At 41.4% G+C, this 24,174-nt stretch carries 21 protein-coding genes; 11 read left to right on the top strand and 10 right to left on the bottom strand.

Annotated elements, in window-relative coordinates; genetic code table 11:
* Positions 1-194: 194 nt before the first annotated feature.
* The 5 genes from PHY84_RS09445 to PHY84_RS09425 are packed head-to-tail and all read left to right on the top strand — an operon-like array spanning position 195 to position 3,568.
* The gene (locus PHY84_RS09445; RefSeq protein ID WP_299859199.1) at positions 195-1,247 is read left to right on the top strand and encodes an OmpA family protein; all 1,053 of its coding nucleotides are present in this window, start codon (positions 195-197) and stop codon (positions 1,245-1,247) included.
* Positions 1,248-1,835, top strand: coding sequence for a molybdenum cofactor guanylyltransferase MobA (mobA, locus tag PHY84_RS09440; RefSeq protein ID WP_299859197.1), 588 nt, complete (start codon positions 1,248-1,250; stop codon positions 1,833-1,835).
* Positions 1,836-1,862: 27 nt separating this feature from the next.
* Positions 1,863-2,333 (top strand): cyclic pyranopterin monophosphate synthase MoaC, encoded by a 471-nt coding sequence (gene moaC, locus PHY84_RS09435; RefSeq protein WP_299859195.1) that lies wholly within the window; start codon positions 1,863-1,865, stop codon positions 2,331-2,333.
* Positions 2,314-2,583 (top strand): DUF493 domain-containing protein, encoded by a 270-nt coding sequence (locus tag PHY84_RS09430; RefSeq protein WP_299859193.1) that lies wholly within the window; start codon positions 2,314-2,316, stop codon positions 2,581-2,583. The genes moaC and PHY84_RS09430 overlap by 20 nt, the downstream gene beginning before the upstream one ends.
* Before the next feature lie 13 nt (positions 2,584-2,596).
* Entirely contained in the window at positions 2,597-3,568 is a 972-nt protein-coding gene (locus PHY84_RS09425) for a DUF6781 family protein (protein ID WP_299859191.1), read from the top strand.
* An 11-nt stretch (positions 3,569-3,579) separates the two neighbouring features.
* On the opposite strand, the gene PHY84_RS09420 is transcribed toward PHY84_RS09425, so the two are convergent.
* The 9 genes from PHY84_RS09420 to ccoG form a co-directional block, all read right to left on the bottom strand.
* Positions 3,580-4,431 (bottom strand): nitrate- and nitrite sensing domain-containing protein, encoded by an 852-nt coding sequence (locus PHY84_RS09420; RefSeq protein WP_299859189.1) that lies wholly within the window; start codon positions 4,429-4,431, stop codon positions 3,580-3,582.
* Between the two features lie 80 nt (positions 4,432-4,511).
* Positions 4,512-5,588, bottom strand: coding sequence for a chorismate synthase (gene aroC / locus PHY84_RS09415; RefSeq protein ID WP_299859187.1), 1,077 nt, complete (start codon positions 5,586-5,588; stop codon positions 4,512-4,514).
* Complete coding sequence (gene rnc, locus PHY84_RS09410; protein ID WP_299859185.1) at positions 5,585-6,265, bottom strand: ribonuclease III; 681 nt, start codon at positions 6,263-6,265, stop codon at positions 5,585-5,587. Before rnc ends, aroC begins: the two co-directional genes overlap by 4 nt.
* On the bottom strand, positions 6,262-6,693 hold the full coding sequence (rnhA, locus tag PHY84_RS09405; protein ID WP_299859183.1) for a ribonuclease HI: 432 nt from the start codon (positions 6,691-6,693) through the stop codon (positions 6,262-6,264). Before rnhA ends, rnc begins: the two co-directional genes overlap by 4 nt.
* Positions 6,668-7,714 carry a tetratricopeptide repeat protein gene (locus tag PHY84_RS09400; RefSeq protein WP_299859181.1) on the bottom strand — a complete coding sequence of 349 codons (1,047 nt, stop codon included), beginning with the start codon at positions 7,712-7,714 and terminating at the stop codon, positions 6,668-6,670. The genes rnhA and PHY84_RS09400 overlap by 26 nt, the downstream gene beginning before the upstream one ends.
* Positions 7,714-8,181 (bottom strand): hypothetical protein, encoded by a 468-nt coding sequence (locus PHY84_RS09395; RefSeq protein WP_299859180.1) that lies wholly within the window; start codon positions 8,179-8,181, stop codon positions 7,714-7,716. The genes PHY84_RS09400 and PHY84_RS09395 overlap by 1 nt, the downstream gene beginning before the upstream one ends.
* A gap of 64 nt (positions 8,182-8,245) precedes the next feature.
* Positions 8,246-9,292, bottom strand: a complete 1,047-nt coding sequence (locus tag PHY84_RS09390; protein ID WP_299859177.1) for a YeiH family protein — start codon at positions 9,290-9,292, stop codon at positions 8,246-8,248.
* Positions 9,293-9,329: 37 nt separating this feature from the next.
* On the bottom strand, positions 9,330-12,854 hold the full coding sequence (locus PHY84_RS09385) for a DUF748 domain-containing protein (RefSeq protein WP_299859175.1): 3,525 nt from the start codon (positions 12,852-12,854) through the stop codon (positions 9,330-9,332).
* Between the two features lie 58 nt (positions 12,855-12,912).
* Positions 12,913-14,346: a cytochrome c oxidase accessory protein CcoG gene (gene ccoG, locus PHY84_RS09380; RefSeq protein WP_299859173.1), complete on the bottom strand. Its 1,434-nt coding sequence runs from the start codon at positions 14,344-14,346 to the stop codon at positions 12,913-12,915.
* 174 nt (positions 14,347-14,520) lie between these two features.
* Between ccoG and metH the strand changes: the two genes are divergently transcribed.
* Positions 14,521-18,012 (top strand): methionine synthase, encoded by a 3,492-nt coding sequence (metH, locus tag PHY84_RS09375; protein ID WP_299859172.1) that lies wholly within the window; start codon positions 14,521-14,523, stop codon positions 18,010-18,012.
* 87 nt (positions 18,013-18,099) lie between these two features.
* The gene (locus tag PHY84_RS09370; protein WP_299859170.1) at positions 18,100-18,663 is read left to right on the top strand and encodes a YceI family protein; all 564 of its coding nucleotides are present in this window, start codon (positions 18,100-18,102) and stop codon (positions 18,661-18,663) included.
* Between the two features lie 17 nt (positions 18,664-18,680).
* On the opposite strand, the gene PHY84_RS09365 is transcribed toward PHY84_RS09370, so the two are convergent.
* Positions 18,681-19,439, bottom strand: a complete 759-nt coding sequence (locus PHY84_RS09365; protein WP_299859168.1) for an ATP-binding protein — start codon at positions 19,437-19,439, stop codon at positions 18,681-18,683.
* 38 nt (positions 19,440-19,477) lie between these two features.
* Between PHY84_RS09365 and PHY84_RS09360 the strand changes: the two genes are divergently transcribed.
* Genes PHY84_RS09360 through PHY84_RS09345 form a run of 4 tightly spaced genes read left to right on the top strand, consistent with a single transcriptional unit; the run spans position 19,478 to position 24,085 of the window.
* On the top strand, positions 19,478-20,191 hold the full coding sequence (locus tag PHY84_RS09360) for a TnsA endonuclease N-terminal domain-containing protein (RefSeq protein WP_299859166.1): 714 nt from the start codon (positions 19,478-19,480) through the stop codon (positions 20,189-20,191).
* Positions 20,181-22,100 carry a Mu transposase C-terminal domain-containing protein gene (locus tag PHY84_RS09355; protein WP_299859164.1) on the top strand — a complete coding sequence of 640 codons (1,920 nt, stop codon included), beginning with the start codon at positions 20,181-20,183 and terminating at the stop codon, positions 22,098-22,100. Before PHY84_RS09360 ends, PHY84_RS09355 begins: the two co-directional genes overlap by 11 nt.
* Entirely contained in the window at positions 22,093-23,022 is a 930-nt protein-coding gene (locus PHY84_RS09350; protein ID WP_299859162.1) for a TniB family NTP-binding protein, read from the top strand. Before PHY84_RS09355 ends, PHY84_RS09350 begins: the two co-directional genes overlap by 8 nt.
* The gene (locus PHY84_RS09345) at positions 22,994-24,085 is read left to right on the top strand and encodes a TniQ family protein (RefSeq protein WP_299859160.1); all 1,092 of its coding nucleotides are present in this window, start codon (positions 22,994-22,996) and stop codon (positions 24,083-24,085) included. The genes PHY84_RS09350 and PHY84_RS09345 overlap by 29 nt, the downstream gene beginning before the upstream one ends.
* The last annotated feature ends 89 nt before the right edge of the window (positions 24,086-24,174 follow it).

Here is a 24,174-nt window from a genome sequence, read left to right as displayed (position 1 = left end):
TCATAAAAAAGCACCTTGTATTGGTCTGTTGTCGTAAACAAATTATACTTTAAAGTGCCTATTTATGGGCTTTATTTATGCTTTTGAATGTAGGAAATTTAGGATTTTCTATGTGCGAAAGTTGAGCTCTTAAGTTATAGTTATCTTAAGAGGTAACCCGTTAAAATTCCAAAAAAATACGGAGGGTACAAAAAATGAGAAAAACACTACTGATTTCAGCACTTCTTGCAAGCAGTCTGTTGATGGCACAAGAGTATAATTATGAGATTACACCTGTAATTGGCGCAAATATTCCTGAAGGAAATTTAGATTTAGACAACCAGTTTTTGGCTGGGGTTGAACTTCAGTACAATGGTTGTGACTCACTGTTGAAGCCTGAGTTAAGCTTGCTTTATTCAAACAACGTTGACTATGAAAAAAACTCTGCGCTCGATACAGACATCTACCGTATCGCACTTAATGGTGTTTATGAGTATAAAACAGATAGCATGATTAAGCCTTTGGCAAAAGTTGGTGTCGGTTATGAAACACTTGATAAACATTTTGCAGACAACCGTGATAGCGTATTTTTAAATGCGGGTGTCGGCGCAAAGCTTCCTTTGGCTGAAAGTATCGCACTCAAAGTTGAAGCGCTTTATATGCTTAAAGAAAACGATACAAGATGGGATAGCAACTTGGCTCTCTTAGCCGGTCTTAACGTTGCGTTTGGTCCTAAGGCGCAACCGGCAGCTCCGGCACCTGCTCCTGTAGCTGCTCCGGCACCTGTTGTGGCACCTGCACCAGCTCCGGTTCCTGCTCCGGCTCCAAAACCTGTAGATGGCGATGATGACAAAGACGGTGTACTTAACTCAAAAGACAAGTGTCCAAAAACACCTGCAGGACATAAAGTTGATAACGATGGATGTTCTGTTCTTGTAAATCTTCATGTAAATTTTGATAACAACTCCTACAAAGTAGGCGATGCGTATATGTCAAAAATCAAAGAGTTTGCAGGTTTCTTAAAAGATATGCCAAACTATGATGCAAAAATCGTAGGTCACACAGACAGTGTCGGAAGCGATAAGAGCAACCAAACTCTCTCTGAAAACAGAGCAAATGCAGTGAAAAACCTTATCGTAAAAGAGGGTGTCGATGCGAGCAGAGTATCTTCTAAAGGTATGGGCGAAAAGGCTCCTGTAGCGTCAAACGACACTAAAGAGGGCAAAGCACAAAACAGAAGAATCGAAGCAGAACTGCTTAAAAAATAGATGTTTGACACCCCTTGCGTCATATTTGCAGGTGGCAAATCAAGCCGGATGGGAGAAGATAAATCTCTTCTTCCTTTTGGCTCTTTCTCCACGCTTAGCGAGTTTCAGCTCCATCATCTCTCAAAAATTTTCAAAAATGTATATATTTCCTGTAAAGACAAATCAAAATTCCATTTTCAAGCCTCTTTTATAGAAGATGCCAAGAACTCTTTGACTTATGCACCTACTGCCGGATTTATGGCTATTTTTGAACATTTGACATGTGATAGATTTTTTGCGCTCAGCGTTGACACCCCTTTTGTTAGCAAAGATATCATAGAAAAACTCCTCAGTACCGACAAACCGGACTATGACGCTACTATCGCCAAAACCGCAAGCGGTATGCAGCCTATGTGCGGTGTCTATCATCGTACACTTGCACCGAAATTTGAGATGATGCTTCAACAGCAGAACCATAAACTGGGCTTTTTACTAAAAAGTGCAAAAACTGTATTTGTGGATTTTGAAGATGAAAAGCCGTTTTTAAATCTTAACCATCCGCATGAGTACAAAGAGGCGTTAGCAAAATTGGCTAACGATAGGTTATAATAAAGATAAATTTTAATTGGAACAAAGATGAACTTAACGCATTTAGATGAAAAAGATAGGCCAAAAATGGTCGATGTGAGCGAGAAAAACTCCACCACCCGTGTTGCTGTTGCAAGCGGTATCATAGAGATGAGCCAAGATGCTTATGATGCTATCGTGAGCCAAAAAACAAAAAAAGGACCCGTGCTTCAAACAGCAGTAATTGCGGCTATCATGGGGACAAAAAAGACGAGTGAACTGATTCCGATGTGTCACCCGCTCAACTTAAGCGGAATCAATTGTGATGTTGAAGAGCTTAGTGAACTTCCCGGATTTAAGCTTACGGTTACCGCAAAACTTACGGGGCAGACGGGGGTAGAGATGGAAGCACTGACGGGAACAAGCATAGGGCTTTTGACCATTTATGATATGGTAAAGGCGATTGACAAGGGGATGATTATCCGCAACGTACAGTTGGAAGAAAAGTCTGGAGGCAAAAGTGGAGATTTTAAACGCTAGAGGCGAAAAACTTGAGCTTACATATCCATGCTCTTGGTCTTATAAACTAATCGCTAGCGAAGTAGAAGCTTTGAAGCAGGCAATCCGAGATGTTATCAGCGAAAGAGAACACAAACTCACGCACTCGAAAAATTCCAAAGGCGGCAAGTATATAAGCATGAATCTCGACATGCTTGTTCATAATGAAGATGATAGAAACTTTATATATGAAGCATTAAAAGCACATCAGCATATCAAAATGGTACTTTAAAAAAAGGAAGATAATGAGCATACAAGATTTACACACAATAGCGTTTGAAAAAATGGATTTGCATGAGATTAAAGAGGTTGCGGAGAGTCTTATAAATGAGAGAACAAGAGAGTTGCATGATGTACTTGCCGAACTTTTGGTGCAAAAAGAGCTTCTTGAGAAAAACATCCAAAAAAAACAGAGTGAACTTCAAGAGGCAAAATATGCAATTTTTGATGAGATTGAGTCTCTTATAGACAAAGAGGATGCACTTACACTCTCAAAGCTTCATCAAGCAAAGCTCCAGTCTATCGACCTTTTTGATATACTGAGCGAGACCGTTGAAGGGGCCATCATCACTGCACTTGAGAAGTCTAAGGATTCTGAAGCAAAAAACATGATTCAGGAGATAGTGAGAGAGCTAACTTTTGAAACAATCAAAGAAGGAACGCTCAACACCATACGTGTAAGAAAAATCCTCTCCACCATCTTGCACTCAAGTATAGAGATTGCAGAGGCATCGCCGAACATATCCGAAGATATTTTAGAAGCTACTCTTAAAGGGATGAGAACAGGTTTGCTTGAATCAATTGATAGATTCAAGAGGAGACTTGCATATATGCCGCTTGAAGCAAAACATATCCTTATAGAAGATTATGACACTATCATGGAGGATTTGAACCAAACTGACACCCTCTTTTTACAAGTTGTTCAGACGCAGGCAAACGAGAGTGACCCAACCATAGGAAAGATTCTTTTAGAACTTAACAAAAAGATGCGCTATGACCTTGAAGAGCTTATCCATATCTCCAAAGAAACAGCAGGTGTCATGAAGGATAGATTTTCTACTTTGGCAAAAACAGCGGTTAAAAAAGCGGACAGTGCCTTGAAATCTGAAACTGCAAAAGAGGCAAAAAGGGTAGGTATTCAAGCATGGGGAATCGCAAAAACAGCGCTTGGAACTGCTATAAAATCAGCAAAAAGCAAGATGGAGCCAAAAGAGTAACTCTCTTTTGGTTACAGCCACCCTTTTGAATCTTCTAAAATAGCTTTGTTTGTTGTGTCATATATCGCGATAATTTGTGTGATTATCTCTGTTCCGTTTGTGAAGTAACTGTCAGGGTTGATGGAGATGCTCTCTTTATAAAACTCTTTTTTTGCAAACTCTACATAAGCTTCAAGTGAGCTGTTCATTTTTGTAACTTTTTCTTCCACATCCTGCGGATAATACTTTCTACCGCTGCTGAGAACATTTTTAATACGCGCCTGCAACTCATTGTTTAGAGAGGTCAGATTTGCAATAATTACCGATAGATTCTCTTTTTGTTCTTGTGTTATTGCACCTTTGGCAGCGATTCCAGAGCCATAGCCCCTTAGCTGTCCGACATACTCTGTAAGCGGCAGCATCTGCTCCATCATCACAAAAGATGCATCTTTTGCAAATGGACTCATGTGGTCTGCGCTTCTTTTGCTTACTGTTTGCGCAAGCATTAAAATCTGCTCAATCTCTTGCGTGTAGCGCTCAAACGACTCTTCGGGTTTGAGCTTAAATGCCTTGCGGTTAAGATCTGTAAGCTTGCTGCTCATATCGGTGGCTCTTTGATTGATAACAGGGTCTGAAGCAAGCTTCAAAGATTCCATAGAACCTATGGCTTTTTTCATATTGCTTTTGGCATCTTGCACAAGCATCAAAGCTATAAGATTACCGTTAAGATAACTGTTTGTCAAGCCTCTGGTTTTTTGTGTAGCAATAACAAGATTTTTTAAAGCCTCTATATACTGAGAGCTGTCTGCCTGGTCGGTATTGCTAAAGATTGGCTTTGCCTGCAAAGCAAGCACAAGAATAAACATAAATAAAATAATACGCATCAACATCACCTCTTTTGATTTTTCAGGGACATTTTAGCTATATTAAAATTAATAAAAACTTATTACTTCAATAATTTAAACTACTGTTTATAATATCTAACAACCCCGTCCATCTTGGAGCCCATATTTAAAAGCACCATATCGGCGATAACAAGTGCTGCCATAGCTTCGCATACTACGGTTCCTCTGATGGCAACGCACGGGTCATGGCGCCCTTTGAGCGAGAAGTCAACCTCTTCGTTTTGGCTTGTAATAGTTTGCTGCTCTTGAAAGATAGAAGGTGTCGGTTTGAAATAGACATTCATAACAATCTCTTCGCCGTTGCTGATACCGCCTAAGATACCGCCTGCATGGTTGGAGAGAAATCCGCTTGCTCTTATGGCATCATTGTTTTGCGATCCTTTCAAAGAAGCACTTAAAATCCCATCGCCTATCTCAACCGCTTTTACTGCATTGATACCCATCATGGCATCCGCTAAAACACTATCTAGCTTATAGTAGAGCGGCTGACCCAGTCCTATTGGTGCACCTCGCACCACTACCCTTGATACACCGCCGACTGAATCGTGTGTATTTTTAGCTCTAAGCACTGCCTCTTTTTGTGCCTCCTCTTTCGCAGCATCAAGCGCATAAATGATGCTTTTTTTTGCTGCTTCGTAGTCAAAAGTTTCAGATTTTATTCCGTCAATCTCACAAATACCGCTAAGTACCTCAATGTCAAGTCGGCGCAACATCAGTTTTGCTATGGCACCTGCCGCCACTCGTGCCGCCGTCTCTCTCGCAGAACTTCTTCCACCGCCACGGTAATCACGTAAACCGTACTTGTGAAAATAGGTAAAATCTGCATGCCCGGGGCGAAAAATATCTTTGATATTTGAGTAGTCTTTGGATTTTTGGTCTGTGTTGTAGATAACCATAGCGATGGGTGTTCCAGTGCTTTTGCCCTCAAATACTCCGCTGAGTATCTCTACTTTATCATCTTCTTTTCTTGCCGTCTCAAACTCGCTTTTACCAGGTTTTCTGCGGTCTAGCTCGCTTTGAATAAACGCCTCATCTATCTCAAGCCCTGCTGGAATGCCATCAAGCAGACATCCGATTGCCCTGCCGTGCGACTCTCCAAACGTGCTTATTTTTAATTTTTGTCCAAAACTGTTCACTTTGCTTCCTTTAACAATTTTACCGCCACCGCTGCTGCCTCTTGTTGTGCAATTTTTTTGCTTTTTCCTACAGCCCTTGCATATTCTTTGTTTTCTATGATAACCGCTACCTCAAACTCTTTTTTATGATCAGGTCCTCGACTTGCCACCACTATATACTCCGGGGTCTCTCCAAATCTTGCCTGTGTAAGCTCTTGAAGCGTTGTTTTGAAATCACGAAAGAGCGAATCAAGCGATATGTCAGGATGGTTCTTCTCTATAAGCGCAATCGCAATCTCACGCACACGCTCTAACCCGCTCTCAAGATAGATAGCACCCATCACCGCTTCAAAAGCGTTTGAGAGCAGTGAGGCTTTTTCGCGCCCGCCGTTATTCTCTTCCGCGTTTGATAGATAGATATGCTGCCCAAGCCCTATGGAGCGTGCAAGTTTTTCAAACCCATCTTCATTGACAAGCGATGCTCTGATTTTTGACAAAGAACCTTCATCTGATTTTGGAAATTTGAAAAAAAGATACTCTCCGACAATCAAATCCAAAACCGCATCACCCAAAAACTCAAGTCGCTCATTATCGTAGGGCTGTTTATGGCTTTTGTGCGTCAGCGCTTCGATAAGGAGCTTATTGTTTTTAAACTTATACCCCAAAACCTCTTCTAAATCCTCTATTTTTTTACTCATTGTCTTTTCTCTTTCATTTTTTGAGCTTCATCTTTTGCCAAAATGTCGCACCGTTCATTTTCGGGATGTCCGTCATGTCCTCGTACCCATGTTGCACTAACTCTATGCGGTTTTGCTACTTTTATATACTCCATCCATAAATCCGGATTTTTTACCTTTTTAAAATCTCTTTTGACCCAATCACCCAGCCACTCGTTAATCCCCTTTACGACATAAGATGAGTCTGATACGATAGCAACTTCGCACGGCTCCCTTAATGCTCTAAGCCCCTCGATAACCCCCAAAAGTTCCATTCTGTTGTTAGTCGTATGCAACTCTCCTCCGCAAATCTCCCTCTCTTTGTCTCCAAAGCGAAGGATGGCGGCGTATCCGCCCGGTCCCGGGTTTCCAAGCGCGCTTCCGTCACTGAAAAGAGTTATTTTCTTCACTAAAATCCTTATGATAATCTTTTACAAGAGTGATTTCTGCTCTTGAAGTGTCTATAGCATGGCAATTGCTGCAACGATGAAATGCAAACGGGAAAACAACTTTACAGTTATTGCAGATATACTCAAAACCAAGCGTTGCATTGACTTTTGCATCAAGGTTTATAAGGATATCAAGCTCAAAAACAGAGCTTCTGTTTGCCACTTTTATATACCCTTTGGCGCTGTAAAGCTCTCTTAGGTAGCTATTTTGCATAATAACTTCAAGGTTTAAATCTTTTTTGTCAACACTCCATAAAACATCAATAAGTTCTTCTGCTTTTGAAGCGTCAAAGTTCTCCCAAGCGCTCTTAGGATTTACTCGAAATAGATACTCAAAAACAAGGTGAGTAAGTGCATGAGAACTTTTATAGATTTGCAACAACTCCTCTGCCTTTTGCTGTGGCGTGAGCTTTGTATAGTGAAGCACAAGCAGCGCCTCAAGATAGGCTCTTTGCACTACCGTATCCTTTCCAAGCTCCTCTAATGGCTCCAAAATTTCCATCGCCGCTTTATAGTCACGTGTCTGCTCATAAACCAAAAGGAGATAGTTTAATGCTTGCGGGGTTCGCGGATTTGCCTTTAGTATTTCCAAAAAAACGGTTTTGGCACGCTCTAAAAAACCGGCTTTAAAATAGGTTTTTCCTAGCAAAAACATAGTATCTCTATAATTCGCTTTATCTCCGACTTTTAAAAGTTCACTGTAAATCTCAATGCTTTTTTCATAGTTACCGCTCTTCGTATAAGCATTTGCAAGTAAAAACCAAGATTTTTCAGAGAGTTCGCCTTTAGCGATAAGCACTTTAAGCTCGTTTTGTGAAGGAAGCGACTGAAATTGTTGTAAAAACATGTCAAGATGCTTGTGGTCTTCTCTTTTTTTATATTTGGAAAGCCAGTAGGAGAAAAATGTGATGACAAAAATAAGAACAAAAAAGATAATAATCCCAAAAAGCGGGTCTTTGGACTCCAGAAAAAAAGCATCCATCAGTCGTACACCACTATGCCGTAATCATTTTTTAGGTTGTAAAATGTTGCATTTGGCGCAAACTCCAAATCTTTTATCTTCCCAAGCTGAATAATAGAATTTTTCCCAACTTTTATACCAAACTCTGTAAAAAATTTTTTGATATTGACAAACTTTACATCCTCGACAAATTTGTACTCAAACTCTTTGTAGAGCTTCATCTTCTCGTAGGAGAACAGATGCTCATTGACATGAAGTTTGTCAGAAGCGTACTTGATGGGAAGATGCCCGGAGAGATCTGTGAGTATCTTCTCCACGTACTCATATTTTTGAGGAAGCGTGTTTTTTTGTACAAAAAGATACTTGTTGTTAAGCTTAAGATTTGGAGTACTTTTCCAATACCGATAAGTCGGGTTTGAGACGCCAAGTTTTGCGCAGACCTCTCTCCAGAGCCAATAAGAGTTGAGTGTATTTGGCAGGTGAGGCATACTTGTTTTTTGTCTCCTTGAAAATAGAGCTTTATTATATAATGATTTAGTTAAAACTCTACCCCTAAAATGTCGCTACAACCCATTTTGTAATAAAATATCCTCCGACAACAAGCCATGCAAACATTGTTCCCGCCGCATAGATTGGTGCCAGTCCAAGTCCTTTAAACTTAGAAAATACCGTCCCGATGCCCAGCGCAGTCATCGCCATGGTGAGCAAAAATGTATCTATCTGGTTGATAAGCGCAACGATATTTTGCGGCACGATACCAAGCGAGTTAAATCCTGCCATTCCGATAAAGTAAACCGCAAACCACGGGATAACAAGCTTTACGCCGCCTGCCTCGCCCCCGCTCTTTTTTGCACTCATAGAGAGGTAAATCCCAAGAAGGATAAGCATCGGCGCAATCATAATAACTCTCGTCATCTTCACAATGACCGCCGAATTTGCCATCTCTTCACTCGCCCCCGGTATAGAAGCAGGAACTGCAACAACCTGTGCCACTTCATGGATAGTCCCGCCCACATAGATACCAAACTCTTTTGCGCTCATATCAAAAATGCCCATGTTGTAGAGTGCGGGGTACAAAAACATCGCTATGGTTCCAAAGAGAACAACCATAGAGACGGCGATGGCTGCTTTATGCTCCTCCGCTTTTAAAACAGGCTCTGTCGCTAAAACTGCCGCTGCTCCGCAAACCGAAGCCCCGGAAGCACTGAGCATGGCTGTGTCTCTATCCATCTTAAAAAATCGCTGCCCTGCCCATGTTCCGAGTATAAATGTAGTCGAGAGCATGATAAGTGAGACCAAAAAGCCCTCCGCGCCAACCTCCGCTATCTGCTGAAAAGTGATGCGAAATCCATAAAAAACAATAGCAAAGCGAAGGATTTTTTTGGCAGAAAATGTTATCCCGCCACTCCATGCTTTTGGGGTGTTGTTGTGTAGTGTGTTGGCATAAAAAATCCCGATAACAATCCCGATAACAAGTGGTGAAATACCAAGCGATTTTACAAAAGCAATTTCTGAAATCATCGTTGCCGCTGCGGCAAAGATGGCTACGAAAATCACTCCGTTTACCGTACCTTTTCTATTTGTGGGTGAAAATGGCATAAACTATCCTTTAAAAAAATGTAATTATAGCAAAAATTTATAATGCATCTATTCTAAGTGTGCTTTTTACCCACTGCTCTTTGGTATCATCTCTTTTTTGTACTTTCTCTACGACAACTTTTGTTGCATCTACGTTTTTTACCCCTATAAGATAGGTCGCTATGGTATCTGCCCTACTGTTTGCCAGAGCCACAAGCTCCTCATCCAAAACACTCCATGTTGTCATACACTCATCTACAAGTGCTTTTTGGAACTCTGCCCTAAAGAGTTCTTGATGATATTTTTCTCCTATTTTGGCTCTAAGGGACACTACCTTCTCTTTGCCAAGACGAGGGATGCAAAGCATTTCAATAGAGTTTACACTAACGCTACCGCCATCGTTACCTTGTTTGATAACCTCCTCCGTAAGCTTTTTAGCCTGAATTGCCTCTTTGTCTTTTTGGGTATCATATCCGCCGGAAATTTTAAGCGAGAGTTTTGGTTTTTCATGCAGTATTTTTGCAATATTGTCAAGCTTTTCTCTCTCGGGAGGCAATAGCCCAAACTCGGAAGCACCAAACTCTATAAACTCAAGCTCATCGGATTTTATCCCAAGCGCAGCACCCAAAAACTTAAACGGAGACGCCACTGCCTTGATGATTAGATTTGCAAATGTTTTAAGAACCATTGCGCCATATTTAAAATCAGGTTTACTCAAATCGCCATCTACTGGCATATTGATATCTATAACCCCCTCGCTGTCTTCTAGGAGTGCAACCGCAAACCCTAGAGGAAGCTTGGTGATATTTTCATCCTCTATCTCCTCTCCGAGTTTGATTTTTTTGATGATAAGACTGTTTTCGCCAAGAAGCTGTGAGTCAAAAATCTTGTACTGCAAATCTAGGAAAAATTTTCCCTCATCTATTTTGTAGCCTGCAAACTGGGCACTGTAACCGCTAAAAGAGTTAAGACTTAGATTGCGAAAGTTTAGATTCAAATCCATATAAGATTTAAAATCCGAAGCCTCCACGCTACCCTTGAGTTTCGCAGAACCATAAGCGTCCACCTCTCCGTCCATCTCAACATAACTCACGCCGCCTTTGATATTAGATAGTGCATAGATGTCGCCGTTTAGGTCGTGAATGGATGTTTTAAAATCAATTGGCAAAGAGTAGTCCGCAAAATTTGCACTTCCGTTTTTGACTTTGAGCTTAAGAAGCCTCGCATCAAAAGGCTCTTTCTGCTGTACGACCTCTTTTTTTGTCTCCTTTTTTGGTTCTTGCATCTCTTTGGTTAACTTTGCAAGATTCATACTTTTGTCTTCATTGATTTGGGCATCAACATAAAAAGAGTCAAGCAAAACCTCATCGACACTCAACCTGTTTGGCGTACTTTTAAACGCAAATGAGTTAACATCTGCTTTGACAAAAGAGGCAATCGTACTGTTGTCCCGCGTATCATGCAAGAAAAAATCTCTCACATTGAGACTTCCATCCACAGAAGCGTCAAACTTCTCGTCTCTTTGCTTATAGCTGTTTTTGCTGTTCAGAGTTAGATATCCGTCGCTGATTTTTAAAAATGTACTCTCTTGCAGATAAGGGGTAAGCTCTTTTAGGGAGATTTTTTGAAGCCTTAGCGTCCCTTTTTGCTCTAGCGGTGTATGTTGCAGCGACCCTTTTGCATCTATCTTGCCTACTTTGTTGACTCGCATATCTATGGCATACGCTAATGTGCTCTTTGCATTTGAGTCTATATTTTTTGCACCTGCGTGAATCTTGTCTAAAACAACTTTCGCACTGTTTTGTACACTTTTATCCTCAAAAATAACCTCTGCATCATTCATATCAAAAGCCCCTATCGCTACCCTGTAGGGCTTCTCTTGAGGTGTGTCTTTTGCGATATTTGCTTCGGCGCCTTTTTTGACCTCTTTTAGCTCTACAAGCTCTGTAACGTCTATTAAGCCGTTTTTCTCTTTTTTGAGACCAAAAGAGAGCTTCTCTAGCGTTGTGGTTGCCACATGCGCCTCTTTTTTAGCGGTGTCTATAGAAGCATTTTGAATGGTAAAAGTTTTAAAAGCGAGAACTTTTTCTCCGCTTTTTCTTTTTGCAAGATGGAAATTCTCAAGCTTCAGATCTGCTTTATCGATAACCGTACTAATTTGCGCATTTTTATCCTCAATGGCAACATGCGCATTAAAACCTACAACCCCGCCCTTTAGTGCCACGTTGTATGTTTTTAGTTGCTCTAAGGCTATCTTGTCTATATATGGAACATAGTGCAAAAGTCCTAAATTTGAGCATTTGGCGCTGGAATCAAGCATGAGGTTTTTATGTTTGAGCAATCCTTGAAAGTTACACGCAGCTTCACCCAATCGCACATCTGCTTTATAAGTTAACGCCTCTTCTCCCAAAAGTGTCACATTTTTTATCTCTGCATTTACCACATCCATTTTCGTTTTAACGCTAGGCGTGATACTTTTATCTTCAAAGAGCGCTCCAATGCCATTAAGTGAAATCTTTGCGACCTCTGCACTCCACGGCGCATTCTCTTTTTGCGGCTTCTGCTCTTTTGCGCTTTGCTGTTTTGCCTCCAGATAACCAATCCAGTCTATATTGCCCTGCGTATCTCTTTTTGCGTTTGCGCTTAAAGATTCGATGATAATATCCTGTACAAACAGCTCTTGACGCATAGGTTTTATGCGTACATCCTCTAAACGAAGAGTTTTTAGCGTAAGCAAATCATGGTTTTTACTCTTTGGTTTGACGCGAAGATTTTCAAGAGAGATAAAAAGATTTTCAAGCGTTGTTGCGTTGATATCTGCTGCATTAAAATGGTAGTTTGTGACAAAAAAGAGCTTCCCGTCGGCAATCTCAAGCTTGAGGCAGTCTTGCATATATTTCCAAAATGTATAGAGCTGTGTCGCTTCAATGTTGACATTGCCATCAATGATAAAAGGGTCGTAACTTGCGATATCGCCTCTCACATCGACGCTTCCTCCATCTCCAAGCCGTGAAGTAAGGCGTACTTTTGCACTCTTTGCATCAAAACTTTGCGTATCAATATCACTCACTTTAAGGTTGATGGCATCTGCCACAAGCTCAAAAGGGGTTGGATTTCTCAAATCATGCAAAGCAAAAGAGCCATCCTCCAGTGCAACCGTATCTATGACGATGTGAGGAAGTTCGCTGCTTGAGCGTGTCTTATTCGGTTCGTTTTGCGTACTGTTTTTGACAAGATTGTCAAAATTTAGTTTTCCCTCTTTATCAAAGTTCAGAAAAATTTGTGGCTTTTGCAGAGTGATGTTTTTAAAATAAACCGACCCGACAAAAAGCAGATGAGGTTCAAAATTTGCTCTAAATACTTCAAAAGAGGCGAGTTTTTGTTCTCTTTCATCTTGAAGCTCTACCCCATAAACATCAAGATGAAAAAGAAACGGATTAAAAGAGATATCTTTGATAGAGAGTTTTGCGTGAAGCTGATTTGAGACAATTTTTGGTATTTGCATCTCTAAAACAAAAGGAATGACAAAAAAACCTAAAAGCGTATAGAGCATAAAAAGAGAGAGCAGAATTTTTTTTATCATCGATAGACCTTTTAAATGCCAATTTTTAAAGTCTATCGAATTGTGTTTTAAATGAAGATTATTTCGCCTCTTTTAAAACATCTGCTTTTGGATATGTAAATGTTGACTCTCTCAAAACAACGATTTTGTCTTCATGCCCCAGTGCATACGCACGAATCGTGATTGGGATGATAGTATCGTGACGTGCATCATTAGCAAGCTTATCGTATGTTTTTAGCACAACAATCTTCTTCTTTTTGACATCAGGCGTAATATCAAAAGGCTCCGTTGGCTTAACAATCTCAAGTTTCCCTTCCATGCCTTGCGGTAAATTTACTTCAAAATAAAATTTGAGCGTCTCGCTTTGTGTGTTTTGAAGTAAAAACTCATAAGCATTTTCCACCGCCACTCTTCCTTCGCCTTCTTTGTTGATGGAGTAGAGACGATTTTCTTTGTTGATGTTAAGGAGCATATGCTCTTTTTTACTTCCCATCACAACCATAGCAACCGCCAAACCGACAAGAAGCAGAGCGTATGCAATAATCTTTGGACGGAAGTAGCGTGTTTTTCCCTTCTTTTGGATAATCTCATACTCACTCGACCAAGTAACAAGCGACGGTTTACCCAGTTTGCCCATAACGACGGTACAGGCATCCACACACTCCAAACAGTTGATACACTCAAGCTGCAACCCTTTTCGGATGTCTATATGGGTCGGACAGACCGTTACACAACTCTCGCATGCCGTACACTCCGCGTGCGGCTCAAAGGCTTGTAAATCTTTTTGTTTTGTAAACACCTTCTCTTTATGCTCATTATAGATATGCCCGCCACGGTTAGTGTTGTAGAGTGCCATAACGGTGTGGTCATCATAGAGAACAGACTGAACCCTTGAGTACGGACAGACATAGATACAGTAATCTTCTTGCAAAAAGACGATATCATAGATAAGAAAAAGAGCGGACGAAACAAGCGTTCCAAGCAAAATCATATGCTCAAAAGGGTCTGCCATATAAGCAAAAAAATCCTCAGGCGGCACAAAATACCAGATAAGATTTGCGCTTGCCACAAACGACAGTGCTACCCACAAAACAACGGCTATAACTTTTTTTATCTTGTTTTCACTCAGTGACATATCCGGTTCTTGCTGCTTGTTTTTGATGCGTTTTCTAAGCTTGAGAAGTTTTGTCTCAATCACATCACGGTAGATAACACGAAAAATAGTCTGCGGACAAATCCAGCCGCAAAATACTCTTCCGCCCATAACAGTCATCCCAAAAATCCCCAAAAAGAGTATCATCAGCAAAAACGGCATAAGGTAGAGTTCTTGCATATCAAACTGCACAAACCCAAGATGCAGCTTGAGTTTGTCAAAACTCAGCAGAAAAAAGTGGCTTCCCTCTATCTGTATCCACGGCATAACCAAAGCCGTAACTGTTAAAAAAGTAAAGAAAAAATATCTATTATATCTCCACGGAGTAGGCAACTTGATGCCTGAACTACTCTCACTCATGTAAACTCCTCGTCAGTTTGACATTATTTTGCCAAAATTATAGCAGATTTTATAAAAAAATATATTATCAATCATAATAATTATTATAACTTTACATATCTTTTTTCTAAAAGTCTCTTTTATGCTCTCTTTTGGTAAAATCAAATCACCATTTACCTTACCAAAAGATTATGCATGACAACGAAAGAGTATATCTTAAAAACCATAAAAACCAGACCGCTTATTATTGACGGAGCCATGGGAACACAGCTTCAACAAAGAGAAGCAAAAATCCCAAAAGAGGCGTGGGAGGGCAATGAGGGGTGTAACGAACTCTTGAACACCACGTGCCCCGAAGTTTTGAGCGAGATTTACCGTGCCTATCTGAGGGCGGGTGCAGACCTTATCACAACCAATACTTTTGGTTCATTCTCTTGGGTTTTAGATGAGTACGGCATCTCTCATCGCGCTTATGAACTGACCCGTGAGGGAACAAGACTTGCAAAAGAGGAGTGCGAAAAATTTTCCACACCGGAGCATCCGCGCCTCTGCTTAGGCTCCATCGGACCGGGGACAAAACTCCCATCTTTAGGGCATATAACTTATGATGAGATGCTTGAGGGCTACACGGAGTTTTGTCTGGCACTAATTGACGGCGGTGTGGATGTTTTCTTGCTTGAAACTTGTCAAGATCCGCTCCAGATAAAAGCCGCGCTTCACGCATGCGCCGAGGCTTGCAGGCAAAAGGGCGTAGAGATTCCTATTATGGTTTCCGTAACTATCGAGCTAAGCGGAACTATGCTTATAGGAACTGACGCTTCGACTATTGCGACTATTTTAGAGCCTTTTGACATTATATCACTTGGATTTAACTGCGGAACAGGTCCTGAGCAGGTCGAAAAACATGTAAAAACTCTAAGCGAGATTTGGCATAAACCCATCAGCGTACACGCAAACGCAGGACTTCCGCAAAACCGAGGCGGCTACACCTACTACCCGATGGGACCAGATGAGTTTGCCACAAAGCAGGAAGGTTTTTTAAAGTATGACGGAGTTGGCTTTTTGGGCGGATGTTGCGGCACGACACCTCAACATATCCGTGCACTGGTAAACCGTGTAAGCAAAACCGCTCCAAAAGAGCCAAAAGGTTCACAGCCCAACTCTCTTGCCTCACTATTTAACACCGTCTCACTTACTCAAGAGTCATCCGTTTTGCTTGTCGGAGAGAGAAGCAATGCAACGGGTTCAAAAGCGTTTCGTGAACTGCTTTTGGCGGAGGATTATGAGGGAACTCTTAGTGTCGCTCAACAGCAGGTAAGAGTGGGTGCGCATGTACTTGATGTAAGTGTGGGTTTTGCGGGGCGAGACGAGACAAAAGATATGAACAGGGTTATGAGTTTGTATGCTCAAAAGATAGCACTTCCGCTTATGCCCGACTCCACACAGACACCCGCACTAGAAGAAGCGCTAAAACTCATCGGCGGCAAGCCTATCATCAACTCCGTAAACCTTGAAGACGGGATAGAGAAGTTTGACAAGGTTTGCGCTTTAGCTAAAAAATTTGGGGCGGCTCTTGTTTGTCTGACCATAGATGAAGAGGGAATGGCAAAAACGGTTGAGAGAAAACTTGAGGTTGCCGAGCGTATATATGAACTTGCCACCAAAAAACATGGCATAAAACCGCAAGATTTGGTTTTTGACCTACTTACATTTACCCTTGGAAGCGGTGATGAAGAGTATGTGGATGCCGGTATAAACACCATCGAAGCCATAAGGGAGTTGCGTACCAAACATCCAGAAGTCGGGGCGATTTTGGGGCTTTCAAATATCTCTTTCGGACTAGACAAAGATGCAAGACCCTACCTGAACTCCATGTTTTTGCACCACTGCACACAGGCAGGGCTTACAAGCGTTATCATAAATGTTCAGCACATTATACCCATAAATAAAATCAGCGAAACAGACCAAGAGATATGCGACAACCTTATCTTTAACCGCAAAGCAGGCGGTGCGGCTCTTTTTGAGTTTATAGAACACTTTAGCACAAAAGAAAAAGTCGATAACAGCGCAATAGACGAAGCCTATCTTGCCATGAGCATGGAAGAGAAAATCGCAAAACTACTTATGGATGGCGACAAAGAGCGGATGATTCCTTTAGTGGAAGAGGCAAGGCACTCCATCGCACCGGAAAAAATCGTAAATGAGATTTTGATTGATGCCATGAAAGTCGTCGGCGAACTTTTTGGGCGTGGCGATATGCAGCTCCCCTTTGTTCTGCAAAGTGCCGAAACCATGAAAAAAACGGTTGACTATCTAAATCCATATTTGCCAAAGATAGATAAAAAAGTAGATACCACGCTTATTTTGGGAACGGTAAAAGGGGATGTTCACGATGTCGGCAAAAACCTGGTTGACATCATCCTCTCAAACAACGGATTTAAAGTCATAAATCTCGGCATAAAAGTTGATATAGAGGCGTTCATAAAAACCTTAAAAGAGTCAAATGCAAGCGCAATCGGCATGAGCGGGCTTCTGGTAAAATCTACTCAGGTTATGAAAGAGAACCTAGAAGCACTTCAAAGAGAAGGGATAAAAATCCCGGTACTTCTAGGCGGTGCGGCGCTTACTCGCTCTTTTATAGATGATTTTTGCCGCCCTGTTTACGACGGACCTATCTTTTACTGCAAAGATGCGTTTGACGGCGTAACTGCCATGAGCCGCATAGAATCTGGCAATCTTGATACCGACCTGCACGGTAAAGATGGCGAAGAGAAGATGGTTAAAGTCAAAGAAGAGATAATTATCCCGCCGTTTTCTGAACTTAAAATGCCCTCTCGCGATGTCAAAGTCCCGACTCCGCCGTTTTGGGGAAGAAGAGAACTAAAACTTACACAAACGCAAATTGAGATGGCGTTTGAGTGGCTAAACCACAAGCTTCTTTTTAAAGCTCGTTGGGGCTACAGCTCAAAAGGATTGAGCAAAGAGGCTTATGAAAAACAGTTAAATGAAGTCGTTTATCCCGCATATGAGAAGCTAAAAAAACGCTTTATCGAAGAGAAACTCTTTGAACCGACAATTATTTACGGCTACTGGCCATGCAGAAGCGATGATGACACTCTTCTCATTTTTGACGAGAGCGAAGGCTACAACAGCGAGAGTGAAATAAACCGTGAGCCTCTATATGAGATTATGGGCAGAACCAAAGAGAAATTTACTTTTCCTCGTCAGTCAAAACAACCACACCGTGCATTAAGCGACTTTTTTCATAGAGACAGACACGATGTGGTAGCCTTTACCTGTGTGAGTGCGGGAGCAAAACTTAGCGAGGTCGAGAGAGAGATTTATGAGAGAGGCGACTACACAGAGTATTATCGATTTCACGGACTAGGCGTTGAGCTTGCTGAAGCTTTGGCGGAGATAGCACATAAGCAGATACGGCTTGATCTCGGCATAGCAAAAGATGAGGGAAACAGACTAAGCGATGTAAAAATGTCGGCGTACGAGGGATGCCGCTACTCATTCGGTTACGCAGCCTGCCCAAACCTTGAGCTTAACCGCCCACTCTTCAATCTCTTAAAACCTGAAGAGTTCGGCATAGAGTTAAGCGAGACATTTCAAATCCACCCTGAGCAGTCCACCTCTGCGCTAGTGGTTTACCATCCAAGTGCAAGTTACTATAATGTATAAATTAAATAATGTCACTAATTGACATTATTAAGAGCGAAAAAGCAAAAAAAAGCGGATAATGCTTCAAACCAAATTAAAGGATTGAAGATGAAAATATTACACTCGTTGGCGGCTTTGCTGCTTGGATTTAGCTCTCTTTTTGGTGCATCTTATAATGTAGATGTTTCACATACAAATGTTGCTTTTAAAGTAAAACATATGATGGTAAGTACCGTTGGCGGGGAGTTTGAGGAGTTTTCAGGAACATTTGAGCTAGATGACAAATCTGCTCTTTTGACAAAACTTCAGGGCGAAATCGAGGTTGCTTCTATCAACACAAATATAGAAGACAGGGATGCGCATCTTAAATCATCTGAGATTCTTGATGCGGAAAAATACCCAAAAATCAAGTTTGTGCTAGACAAGGTAAAAGGCGACAAGGCATACGGGAAACTGACCATAAAAGATGTCACAAAAGATGTGGTGCTTGACTATGAGTTTGGCGGAACCGTTATAGACCCAATGGGCAAAAAAAGAGCCGGATTTACACTTATGGGAACAATCGACAGAAGAGATTATAATGTCAAATGGAACAGAGTGCTGGAAGCCGGCGGCGTTGCAGTAAGCGAAAAAGTAAAACTTGAGATATCTGTTGAGGGTATCGCTAAGTAACCACTTGCTTTTAGAGGCTATCTTCTTCTGTAGCTGAGTGCCTCTAAGATATCGCCTTTTTCTATCACATCTCCCGCACGCAAATCTGCGATGGTTCTGGCAACCTTTTGAATCTTTTTGATACTTCTAAAAGAGAGTGCAAATTTATGAACCGCCATATCCAAAACGGCTTTTGCCTCTGCACTTAAAACACAAAACTTGTCTATCTCTGCATCGCTGAGTTTTGCCGTAAAACTTTTTTGTCCCCGCTGCTTTACCATGCGATATACCTCAAGTATCTTTTCGTGCATCTGCCGTGAACTTATGCTTGATGTGTCACTCGGAGCGACTTGTTGCATCACCACGCACAAATCTATCCTATCCAAAAATGGATCGGAAAGCCTGTTTTTATACCGTACTATGTCAAGTTCACTGCATCTGCACTCTTTATGCGCATGAAGCAGGTTGCCGCATGGGCATGGGTTCATAGCAGCCACAAAAAGAAAATCGCTTGGGTACTCTACTTTTGCGTTAACTCTTGAAATGTGGATTTTGTTGTCTTGCAGCGGCTCTCTGAGAGCTTCAAGAACACTTTTGCTAAAGTGCGGCAGTTCATCAAAAAATAAAATCCCACGATGCGCAAGCCCTACTTCACCTATTTTAGCCTTATGGCTTCCCCTGACAGTTCCAATAAAAAACGCTAAAATAACCCAAATAAAGGCTGAAAAATGAGATTTTATCCAGCGAAAAACGCTAATATATTCAATAAAAAGCAATACAAAGTGAAAATAACCCATTTAAATACGCTACAAAGTAACAAAAGCGAGTATATGAAATGAAAATATCTCTGAAAAATCGTACTGCGGCATATACTTACGGCAGTTCATCCGGATACTATCCCTTCAGGGGTGAAAAGAGCATATGGCATGAATCACTCCTTGAAAGAGACTTGCTGATCTTGCTTGAGTTTAATGACATGGTTCTTGATGTGGAGGAACAGCCTGTTACCATTGAATACGAAAACAAAAATGGGAAAACAGTAACCTACACGCCGGATTTTCTTGTCACTTTTAAATCCTTGCCTCAATACGACTCTCAATCTATCTATCCAAAATCGCTACTCATTGAGGTCAAGCCCCATGAAATATTGAAGAAAAAATTTCATGAGTTGCGCCCAAAGTTCAAAATTGCGACACGCTACGCACAAGAAAATGATTACATTTTCAAAATTTACGATGACAATAAAATACGAGGTATCGAGTTAGAAAATATTCTACTACTAAAACGCTATAAAAAAATGTCATTTGACCAACGTGAAGAATCACGTATTTTGGAATATTTGCAAGCCGTAGGGCATACACAGATTGACCATCTTATAGAAGCTTTGTATGCTACCAAAACCCTACAGGCCATTGCGATATCCCAGTTATACCATCTAATCGTCCATAAAAAGATTGCTATTGATATTGGGCAAGAAATCAATGCGTGGAGCACCATTTGGCTTAACATCGATGAAACTTATGAAGAAGGAATTTTAAATGAACTCTGAAAACTCATATAAAATAGACCGCCGGAAACTAAAACTGCTCGCTAACGAATATGTCCAGTACAACAACGACATCTACAAGATCACGCAAATACTTGATGCATCCGAATTGATAGGCGTAAACATAAAGACAAAAAAAGCAAAGCGCCTTCTAATCAATGATCTAAAACCGGTAGATATGGAACAAATTCCCGAAAATGATTTTATCCATAGGGATCTTTCCGATATCTCTGACTCTGACTGGAAAGAAATGGAAAGGCGATTTACTGCGATTCAGCCGATACTCAACAACGGTTCCAGAGAGGAAGTTGAAGAATATGCCAAAAAAGCCGGAGCACATTTTACAACAGTATACAAGTGGGCGAGAGGATACACCTCTACAGGAACACTCACAGGTCTTTTACCAAGAAAAAGGGGGAGATCAAAAGGAGAGGTTCGCATAGAACAGCAGGCTGAGAAAATCATTCAAAAGGCGATTGAAGAACATTATTTAAAAAGAATAAAGCCATCCGTACAATATGTGATCAATGTCGTTTTAGCGGAATGCCAGAAGAAAAACCTCACGCCGCCAAGCAAAAATACCATTCGCAACAGAATCAGCCAAATCAGCGAATACCAAAGGGCAAAACGACGAGGCAGCAAAAGCGAGACAAGAACAAAGTTTGAACCCGCTCCGGGTGAATTCATTGCAGACTATCCGCTGCAAATTGTACAAATCGACCACACCAAAATGGATGTCATTATTGTAGATGAAGAGACACGCCGACCTATTGGCAGACCATTTATCACACTAGCGATTGATGTCTACAGCAGGATGATTACCGGCTACCATATGTCGCTTGATGCCCCTTCCGGTTTATCTGTGGCAATGTGCGTAGCAAACTCCATTTTGCCAAAGAATGAATGGCTGATGAAAATGGGCATTGAGTCAAATTGGGACGTATGGGGTTTCATGGATACGCTTCATGCCGATAACGGAGCCGACTTCCGGGCTGAAGCGCTCACGGAAGCTTGCCGTATTCACGAAATCAATCTTCAATGGAGACCTGTAAACAAAACCAATTACGGAGGACATATTGAACGTCTTATAGGAACGCTTATGAAAGCGATCCATACAATACCGGGAACAACTTTTTCAAATATACGCGAACGCTTGGATTACGATTCTGAAGGTAATGCCAGCATGACGTTTCATGAACTGGAATTATGGCTTGTAACATTTATTACAAAAATTTACCATAAGCAAAAACACTCCACGCTGGGGATGTCTCCAGAGGCAAAATGGGAAGAAGGGGTATTTGGAACTCCTGCTCATAAAGGAACAGGACTTCCGCCAAGACCCGCTGATGCTGAAACCCTATTGATTGATTTCTTGCCTCTAGTCAAGAGAAAAATACGCAAAACCGGGGTACACATCAACAGTCTTAAATATTATGACTTTGTATTGAGATCTTTCATCGAAGAAGAAAACTCTGCAAACGACACTTCTAAAAAAGACTATACGTTCAGAATTGATCCCAATGACATCAGCTACATATGGTTCTATGAAGAAAAGAGCCGACTGTATCACAAAGTTTCTTTGGCAAATCGCGCAATCCCAAGTATGAGTTTATCTGAGTACAATGCGATCAAAGCGAATCTTACGCCTCAGCAGAAGTCATCCGCCTATGATGCGCAAATCATCAGAGCGCATGAGGAACTGAGAGAGATGGCGTCAGACTCGGCGAAAAAGACCAAAAAGGTCAGAAGAGCCGAAGAGAAAAAGAAAATACACCAAAAAAGCAACAGCGTTACAAACCTTCATATCCAAAAGATGAAACCTCTTAAAGAAGAGGCGGAAAGTGTTGAAGAGTTTGATGAAGGCGATATCCCGGTATTTGATGTTTTTATTGAAGGAGGCGACAATGCCTGAGACATATGCCCACCTTTTGCCCGAATCCAAAGAGGTTGTCATCCATAAAAATACGGAAGAGAGAATTGAGTATTTAGAAAACAAGGTTTGGATCAACTATCCGCTTGCCCAGAAAGTCATACTCTATCTCAATGATCTTCTCAAGTATCCCAAACAGGACAAAATGCCCGGACTTTTGATTGTGGGCGAACCCAATATCGGGAAGAGCGCCATCGTTTCCCAATTTGCGAAACTGCATCCCGATAAAACTCTCGAAGATGACACAGGGATGTCCAAAGCCATGAAGACCGTCGTAGTGGCGAATATGGAAGGAGGCGATGACAGGACGCTGTATATCTCCATCCTTGAACAATTGTGGACGCCGTTCCGCCCGACGGATACGACCCAAAAGCTTCGCCATCAGACCATCCACCTCCTGAGAGAACTCAACGTCAAGATGCTTATATTGGATGAAATCCATAATCTTCTCAAAGGAACTGCGATCAAACAGCGGGCTGTCATGGATGCGATCAAGAATCTTACAAACTCTCTCAAAATACCTATCGTGCTTGTGGGAATAATGGATGCGGTTACCGTCCTCAATGAAGCCCAGCACGTCAGCAGATTCGAGATAGTGCAATTGCCAAAATGGTCAAACGACAAAGAGTTTGCAGGACTTCTTGCGGCATTTGAAAGATGGCTTCCTTTAAAAAAACCTTCGGGACTATACAAGGCGGAAATGAAAAAATTACTTTATGAGCATTCCAACGGAAATCTCGGACATTTACGCAGAATTTTAATCACCTGTGCCAAATATGCCATACAAAACGATGTCGAGCAGATCACACCGTGGATCATCAAAAACGTTCCGACAAAAAATTCAAAAAATCCTATGGAAAGAATAGTCAATCTCGATGTACTATACGGCGACACCTCTACCTGACGAGCTTCTCAGCTCATGGCTTATAAGAAGTTCGATTCTTAATGGAACCGACCCACTTGGGTTTGCCGATGGCTTATGGTTCAATCAAAGGATATGGACAAAAGACCTTGACAGGCATTTGTCAACAGATCAAATCATGCAGCTCAAAAAAAATACCAACCTCTCTTTTGAACAAATAGAGAATATGACACTGGAACCGATCTATAAGGCTCTTGTTCATCCGCATACAGTCAATCCAAAGAAGTCATGGGAATATATTATTCCAACTGGCATAAGAAACAGAACAGCTACAAACGGACTTCATTTTTGCCCGATGTGCCTACAGGAACCAAACCCATACATGAAAAAGCAATGGAGACTCTCATGGAACTGTATATGCGAAAAACATCATATTCTTTTACAGCTTGCTTGCAGTAAATGTGGTCACTGCTTTGCTCCCCATCTTATCGCCTATACCGATACGGATTTCTCCAGATGCCAGTATTGTCAATCTTCCCTGATCAGGGGGAAGATGATCCCTGTAAGCAAATCCGTTTTGAACCTTCAATCCTTTTTGAACCGCACCATTAAAGAGCGGCAAATTCCCCCTCATACCTATCCCATCATCGATGAAAATGCAGCCGATCTCTTTGCAACCGCAAGAGGACTCATGCTCTTCTTTAGGGACTTGATCCACGCAAAGATATTCCAGCCACATGCGGAATATCTTTTTAAAGAAATAGGCTATCACTATGAACCTGTTAAAAGAGAAGATGATTCTAGGCAGTTAAGTATTGATGCCCTCTCGTCAGAAAAAAGACATCAACTATTGGATATGGTTTCCCATCTTCTTTATTTTAGCCTTTCAGACATTGTTGCAATACTTAGAGAAGCCGATATATCAAAACAACTGTTTATGCGATCCATAAAACTTCATTCGCCTACGCTTAGCCATATTGCAAACTCGCTAAAAGAAAGAAAACGGACTGCGAACAAAGAAATATTACGGACATATTCAGACTTTCAGCCACGCCCCAAAGAGGAGGTTGAGCTTCTGATGGATGAGATCAGGAAATACCTTTGAGATTTCAAATAACCCAGCCAAATTGCAGCTATTGCAAAAACAAACTCTCAGACTGGGACTATAGGTTTCAAGGCAAGCACTACTGCCGA

Source organism: Sulfurimonas sp. (genome assembly GCF_028694605.1).
Classification (GTDB): domain Bacteria; phylum Campylobacterota; class Campylobacteria; order Campylobacterales; family Sulfurimonadaceae; genus Sulfurimonas.
The sequence above is the reverse complement of the archived record's forward strand: the minus strand, read 5'-3'. Positions and strand labels throughout refer to the sequence as shown.

Bases quoted from the DNA above. Each gene is read 5' to 3' on its own strand.
- PHY84_RS09390 (WP_299859177.1), bottom strand. From the start codon at position 9,292: ATGCCATTTTCACCCACAAATAGAAAAGGTACGGTAAACGGAGTGATT.
- PHY84_RS09345 (WP_299859160.1), top strand. From the start codon at position 22,994: ATGTACTATACGGCGACACCTCTACCTGACGAGCTTCTCAGCTCATGG.
- PHY84_RS09370 (WP_299859170.1), top strand. From the start codon at position 18,100: ATGAAAATATTACACTCGTTGGCGGCTTTGCTGCTTGGATTTAGCTCT.
- PHY84_RS09355 (WP_299859164.1), top strand. From the start codon at position 20,181: ATGAACTCTGAAAACTCATATAAAATAGACCGCCGGAAACTAAAACTG.
- ccoG (WP_299859173.1), bottom strand. From the start codon at position 14,346: ATGAGTGAGAGTAGTTCAGGCATCAAGTTGCCTACTCCGTGGAGATAT.
- PHY84_RS09385 (WP_299859175.1), bottom strand. From the start codon at position 12,854: ATGATAAAAAAAATTCTGCTCTCTCTTTTTATGCTCTATACGCTTTTA.
- rnc (WP_299859185.1), bottom strand. From the start codon at position 6,265: ATGAGTAAAAAAATAGAGGATTTAGAAGAGGTTTTGGGGTATAAGTTT.
- moaC (WP_299859195.1), top strand. From the start codon at position 1,863: ATGAACTTAACGCATTTAGATGAAAAAGATAGGCCAAAAATGGTCGAT.
- PHY84_RS09425 (WP_299859191.1), top strand. From the start codon at position 2,597: ATGAGCATACAAGATTTACACACAATAGCGTTTGAAAAAATGGATTTG.
- PHY84_RS09365 (WP_299859168.1), bottom strand. From the start codon at position 19,439: ATGGGTTATTTTCACTTTGTATTGCTTTTTATTGAATATATTAGCGTT.
- mobA (WP_299859197.1), top strand. From the start codon at position 1,248: ATGTTTGACACCCCTTGCGTCATATTTGCAGGTGGCAAATCAAGCCGG.
- PHY84_RS09395 (WP_299859180.1), bottom strand. From the start codon at position 8,181: ATGCCTCACCTGCCAAATACACTCAACTCTTATTGGCTCTGGAGAGAG.
- PHY84_RS09420 (WP_299859189.1), bottom strand. From the start codon at position 4,431: ATGCGTATTATTTTATTTATGTTTATTCTTGTGCTTGCTTTGCAGGCA.
- PHY84_RS09360 (WP_299859166.1), top strand. From the start codon at position 19,478: ATGAAAATATCTCTGAAAAATCGTACTGCGGCATATACTTACGGCAGT.
- PHY84_RS09350 (WP_299859162.1), top strand. From the start codon at position 22,093: ATGCCTGAGACATATGCCCACCTTTTGCCCGAATCCAAAGAGGTTGTC.
- metH (WP_299859172.1), top strand. From the start codon at position 14,521: ATGACAACGAAAGAGTATATCTTAAAAACCATAAAAACCAGACCGCTT.
- PHY84_RS09445 (WP_299859199.1), top strand. From the start codon at position 195: ATGAGAAAAACACTACTGATTTCAGCACTTCTTGCAAGCAGTCTGTTG.
- PHY84_RS09400 (WP_299859181.1), bottom strand. From the start codon at position 7,714: ATGGATGCTTTTTTTCTGGAGTCCAAAGACCCGCTTTTTGGGATTATT.